This is a genomic window from Microcoleus sp. C2D2, assembly GCF_036702495.1.
GTDB lineage: Bacteria > Cyanobacteriota > Cyanobacteriia > Cyanobacteriales > Microcoleaceae > Microcoleus.
Map to the genome: position 1 here is coordinate 1 of NZ_JAUBTO010000314.1, position 3,477 is coordinate 3,477.

The following is a 3,477-nucleotide window of genomic DNA, read 5'->3' on the forward strand; positions in this document are numbered from 1 at the left end:
CTTTATATTCTACCATGCTGTGCCTAGATTGTGAACCTTCTTTTTTGCTGTTACCCCGATTTATTGAGCGGATACCATTAAATGTTATATTAAGAAGTGTAAATAAATAGTAAAAAAAAACAACCAATGTTTAAAAATCAAGGAACCAGCCAACCCGAAGCGTCCCAAGAAAAAGTGAACGGCGACATCGCTTCGGCTTGGGGGGAAGAAGAACTGGAACTGGACGATGTGCAACTAGCCACGGTCGTGGGTGGTGGCGTAGTGGGTGATCTTTTGGGTAACAACGGGATTGGGATGGGAGTAAAGTTACCTATTATAGGGATAAAAGTAGATGCCGATGTGAGCGTGCGTTCGTCGTGGGATTTGGGAGATGGTATAGGGATAAAAGTAGATGCCGAGGTATAGGGATAAAAGTAGATGCCGATGTGAGCGTGCGTTCGTCGTGGGATGGGGATGAGGATGGGGATGAGAGGCATTTGCAACCGTAACTAAAAAAGTTAGAAAAGTCAAGGAAGAGATTGTCGAGCTGTTCCCCCGTCCCGTGTTCAGGTCTCAAATTCCCCCTCCCCCTAGACCTTTTCCGATATCTGGCACTGTGGGGTAGCCGTTAGCCAGCACAAACTTTTCGGCAACGAGAGAAATTGCTTCTGGGGGTGGGTCCCAAAAAGCCCAAGGTAGTGTCATCTGTCCGGCAGATTTCTTCCCCTTGGGCTGACTCACAACGGGCAGCAGTTTACTTCCCCAGTGGCTGCGCTTTCGCTTTTGAGACTTTGGTTGGGGTTTGTACCTCCGACAAAACCCTCGGTACTTGTGGGCGCATTCATCCAGAGTGCGCCCCAATGCTAAGAACGAAGGATGCCACTGGGTCAGCCCATCATCAGTGAGACGGTCGTAGATGCCATAATTACTGAAATTGTAGAAAAATCCCTGCCTCATCCCAGCCGACTTCGGGTTAGCGTGGATATACCGTAGAGTATTTAACGCCCTCTTGTGGTCTTTTTTATCAAACCCACTGCTGTAGTATCGCTTTTCCCAAAAATGCCCCGTGCGGTTGAGCATCCGGTTGAAGCACATGGCTGTGTACCAGTTCAACCAATGCATAATCTTGGGCAAATCTTCAGGTTCCACGGGTTCCAACAGGTAGTGGACGTGGTTAGACATAATGCAAAGTGCATACAGCTTGAACTTGAACTTACCAATCGCCTTATCAATAGCGTAGAGAAATACATTGCGGCACTCGGTTGAAGTCAGACGAAATTCCCGATTATTGCAACGAGTCGTGACGTGATAACAATATCCAGCTTCGAGTTGACGGGGTTGGCGGGGCATAATGTTATGGATGGCGCTAGTGAAGGATGGCGGCATGGCGGTACTGCCAAACTTTCTGTTGTGTGGGGGCGGGTTTATTGAGATTGTTAGTGGGAATTAGATATTATTGGTAAAACCCGCCCCTACAGATACTATCCGCGTTAATCCGCTTTAATCTGCGGTTAAACACCTGCAAATCTACTTACTCGCATAACCCGTGCTCACCAAAAACTCGCGCAACTTCCCAAAGAATTGAGTGCGATCGCGCCCTTGATAAACCCTCTCCAACAACTGCCAACCTTCCGCATCCTGGCCCATGACATACTTGCTAGCCATGAAGGCCGCCAACACCCCTTTCACCTCCCCACCTTCACTCACGCGCTTGTTAGATTCCAGCCAAAGCTCAGCAGAATGAGTGTATACTTCCACGGGATACTGCTTGGTAACATCTTGCATTTTTCCTTCGCGGTACTGCCAAACTTGCAGCGGGAAGCGAGAATCAGCATAATTTGTAAAAGCCTCAGAAAATCGCCCGTCCTCACTCTTGAACTCCGGGATATCATTTTTGCCAAAATCGACAATTTCGTAAGTTACATTGCCCCAGAAATGCTTGATATGAGTGTATTTTTTAGCCGCCGAGTCGTAGCGGTAAATAAACGAATAATTGCAGCAGCGGACGCCGCTGTTGATTGACACTAAATCTGCCAGCACTTCCGGTTCCTTGTCGCCGTCCAAATCGCGGATTCGCAGCGATAACAAACGCCCTTCAGATACTTCTTCGCTGGCTTTCTTGTCCGGATTGTCTGCTAGAGAACGAGTCGGAATCAGCACAGGTTCTTCTAACAAACTTTGACCGCTGCGGATAATTTTGATGCGGAGATTTTTAGCATTTTCTGCTTCTTTAACGAAAGAAACTTCCGCCCGAACTTTCCCCGATTCCGAGATTTCTGTTGTTCTCGGCGGGCCGATATCTGCGGGAACTTGGGCGATATATTCCGCAGGAACTAAGGCAGCTTGGCCGGGTTTGGCGATCGCCTGACAGAAAAAAGTTGCAACTTCGGCGCGAGTAGCAATGCGTGTAGGTTCTAGCTTTTTAACAGCCGGATAATTGACCACAAGTTGTTTTTCTGTGGCCGCAGCGATCGCATTTCTTGCGAGTTCGGGAATTTCCCGCGCATCTTCAAAAGTCGCATCCAAAATCTCAGCCGCAGACCCCGCCGGTGTATATTTCAAGCCGCTGCTTAAAGCAACCAAAACCTGCCAGCGGGTAACATTCAAAGTCGGGTTAAAGATACTGCCGCTGTAACCCGACATAAAACCCGTCTGATAAGCTTCTCGAATAGCTTTAAAACCCCAGTAATTTGTAGGAATATCTGCAAAGTCGATCGGATTGCGGACGGTTTTGGCATCGGGAAAAGCCATGCGAACCATCGCCGCAAACTCAGCGCGGCTGACTGGGCGATTCGGGCGAAAAGTGCCGTCTTCGTAGTAGCCGCTGATAATTTTTTTCTCTGCTAACTCCTCAATGCAAGCTTGCGCCCAATGGTTGTTAACATCCTTAAATTTGGCTTCAGCAAAGGCCGGCGCTACATTCAGGCCCGGAAACACTAAATTACCGATGATTATCGCCAAGGCTGCCAGTAAACCGATGATAGCTTGACGTTTGTGCGATCGTCGAACCATAGAACAGACTCCTCTATTTGCAAATTGGCGATCGAAAGTTTCGGAAAATTTACATAAGATCGGGTATATAGCGATCCTAAATCATTTGTGAATTTCTTACTCCCTCCCCGAACTCGCGGGGAGGGCTGGGGTGGGGTAAAAAATTACGACTATTTGCAAATTGGCGATCGAAAGTTTCGGAAAATTTACATAATATTAGGTATAGCGGTTCGATCGCGTGGTGAGGTATGCCCTATGCCCTATGCCCTATGCCCTATGCCCGTCACCCAGATAGTACCTCATGTTACTGAGAACCGCTATATATTAGCCCGATTTAATACCATTTCTTAAAAAATTAGCTGCGACCAGGGACACAGCATTGCCGTGTCCCTACTTTTTCCAGTTGGTATAATAGACCTCTTGCAAAAGTCCTTTTCATAAATTTATTGGACGGGCTCTTCGGCCCATCCCACAAGAAAAATAACTCTTGTGGGATGGGCCGAAGAG

At 47.7% G+C, this 3,477-nt stretch carries 3 protein-coding genes; 1 reads left to right on the forward strand and 2 read right to left on the reverse strand.

The genetic code is table 11. The features are described from left to right. Positions 1-126: 126 nt before the first annotated feature. Positions 127-405, forward strand: coding sequence for a hypothetical protein (locus tag QUB61_RS38490; RefSeq protein WP_333136586.1), 279 nt, complete (start codon positions 127-129; stop codon positions 403-405). A 147-nt stretch (positions 406-552) separates the two neighbouring features. Here the strand turns inward: QUB61_RS38490 and QUB61_RS38495 are convergent, their stop codons facing one another. Then, positions 553-1,365: a transposase gene (locus QUB61_RS38495; RefSeq protein ID WP_445300217.1), complete on the reverse strand. Its 813-nt coding sequence runs from the start codon at positions 1,363-1,365 to the stop codon at positions 553-555. 141 nt (positions 1,366-1,506) lie between these two features. Further along, positions 1,507-2,991, reverse strand: a complete 1,485-nt coding sequence (locus tag QUB61_RS38500) for an S-layer homology domain-containing protein (RefSeq protein ID WP_333136588.1) — start codon at positions 2,989-2,991, stop codon at positions 1,507-1,509. Between the last annotated feature and the right edge of the window lie 486 nt (positions 2,992-3,477).

What these genes read in the sequence shown, in the direction of transcription:
- QUB61_RS38500 (WP_333136588.1), bottom strand. Translation starts at nt 2,991, where the DNA reads ATGGTTCGACGATCGCACAAACGTCAAGCTATCATCGGTTTACTGGCA.
- QUB61_RS38490 (WP_333136586.1), top strand. Translation starts at nt 127, where the DNA reads ATGTTTAAAAATCAAGGAACCAGCCAACCCGAAGCGTCCCAAGAAAAA.
- QUB61_RS38495 (WP_445300217.1), bottom strand. Translation starts at nt 1,365, where the DNA reads ATGCCGCCATCCTTCACTAGCGCCATCCATAACATTATGCCCCGCCAA.